Here is a 2,064-nt window from a genome sequence, read left to right on the forward strand (position 1 = left end):
CTGGGTTCAAAACGTCGTGAGACAGTTTGGTCCCTATCTGCAGTGGGCGTTGGAAGTTTGACGGGGGCTGCTCCTAGTACGAGAGGACCGGAGTGGACGAACCTCTGGTGTACCGGTTGTCACGCCAGTGGCATTGCCGGGTAGCTAAGTTCGGAAGAGATAAGCGCTGAAAGCATCTAAGCGCGAAACTCGCCTGAAGATGAGACTTCCCTGAGGACTTGATCCTCCTGAAGAGTCGTTCGAGACCAGGACGTTGATAGGTCGGGTGTGGAAGTGCTGTGAGGCATGAAGCTAACCGATACTAATTGCTCGTGAGGCTTGATCCTATCATTTGAGTGGCTTTGCTAAGATAAGCAGAGTTGCGAAGCAATACTTCTACCAAGGCATCCAGAGAAAGAAGTGGTCTGGGTGTTTAATTTCGGTTTCTACAATTTGACAAGTTAATGTCTGGTGGCCATAGCGAGGTGGTCCCACGCCTTCCCATCCCGAACAGGACCGTGAAACACCTTAGCGCCGATGATAGTGTGGCATTCGCCATGTGAAAGTAGGACACCGCCAGACGCCCCATATAAAACCCCAGCTCATCAGAGCTGGGGTTTTTGCATGAAAGTGAAACACCCAGAATTCGCTGCGTTGCCTGAGGCAGCGCCGGCAAACGTTTATTTCTGGTAGCCATAGCGAGATGGTCCCACGCCTTCCCATCCCGAACAGGACCGTGAAACATCTTAGCGCCGATGATAGTGTGGCATTCGCCATGTGAAAGTAGGACACTGCCAGAAGCCCATATCAAAAAGCCCGACTCGATGAGTCGGGCTTTTTGCATTCCTGCACAGGTCCGGTATCGAGGCCAGCTGTGTGCAGATGCACAGGTGCTGTGGCTGGATGCTGAGCGAGGGCACTGGCGCCGCCGCATGGCTAACACGCCGGCACTGGGGCGCGGTAGAATGGCAGGCTGAATTTCCGTCTGGTCCCGAGTCACACATGAAACCGCATCCCCGCAACGCACGCATCAAGGGCGATCCTTTTGTTCCCAACCGCTTTATCTTTGGCGATGCCGTCGACGACAAGGGGCTGGAGCCTTATGAGTACATCGTGCACACCGAGGCACCGGCCTTTATCTGCCGTCTGGTCGGTAACGACAATATGCCGTTTGCCGGGCGTGAAGCGGAGGGTTTTGCCAGTGCCGTGCTATACGACGAAGCTGAAAACATCACCCACTATGTCTGCAATAGCGGTTTGCGCATGTTTGACTTCAATTTCATGGAGGAGCCGCCGACTGCCGCCGCCTTGCAGCGCATCTGCGACGAGGCCATGGCCTTGTACGATCGGCTGAACAAGGCTTATGCCGAGCGTGAAGCCAATCCGATGCAGCGCGAAATGCGTGTGATTCCGACCGAGCCTTTGCCGCCGGCCGAGCGTCAGGCCGCGATTGTCGGCCTGATGGACAAGGCGCGCGAGGCACTGGCCGAGCCTATGGCGCGCATGCAGCTGACGGCCGCCGTACAGCAGGTGCTGATGGGGGGCGATCAGGCGGTGTTTACCGAGGCCCAGCTGGGGCTATTGGCCGAGGCGCCGGTGCGCGAATTATTGGTCGAAACGGCACGGGGCGCGATTGCCCGTCCCGAGGTGGTGCGCCCGGATGGCAGCTTTGCATCGTTTGAATTGTGGGCTTTACCGCTTGCTTTCTCGCGTGCCAAGGGCGGGGTATGGTGGCATTACCCGTTGATGGAACGGGTCGAAGTGGCGCTGGCCGATGCGCTGGAAGTACCGGAAAAATCCATTTTGTGGGTTTCGCCCACCATTTTCACGCTGGACATGCTGAACGAGCGCGCCTGCCAGAGCCTTGTGCATCTGGCGCCGATTATGGATGCCGGTTGCGACTTCGCCCCGGCCGACCCCGAGGCATCGCGCGCCACCTTTGAGGCCGCCGACCAGACGCCGGATGCCCAGCTGGTGCTGGCCTGGATTCCGTTTCTGGCCGAGCGCGGGGTGCTGGGGCACGAGCAGGTGCGCAAGCTCTCGCGCAAGGCGCTGGATGCGGCGATGCCGCTGGTGCAGCATGCA

At 58.3% G+C, this 2,064-nt stretch carries 1 protein-coding gene and 3 rRNA genes; all 4 read left to right on the forward strand.

The features are described from left to right. Positions 1–326: ribosomal RNA gene (locus EGI20_RS17700) — 23S ribosomal RNA — on the forward strand; the annotation flags it as partial. Between the two features lie 120 nt (positions 327–446). Next, positions 447–561, forward strand: a 5S ribosomal RNA gene (gene rrf, locus EGI20_RS17705). Between the two features lie 103 nt (positions 562–664). Further along, positions 665–779: ribosomal RNA gene (rrf, locus tag EGI20_RS17710) — 5S ribosomal RNA — on the forward strand. 202 nt (positions 780–981) lie between these two features. Continuing rightward, on the forward strand, positions 982–2,064 hold a 1,083-nt coding region (locus EGI20_RS17715), incomplete at its 3' end, for a hypothetical protein (RefSeq protein WP_498633033.1).

The organism is Aquitalea sp. S1-19, assembly GCF_024343515.1.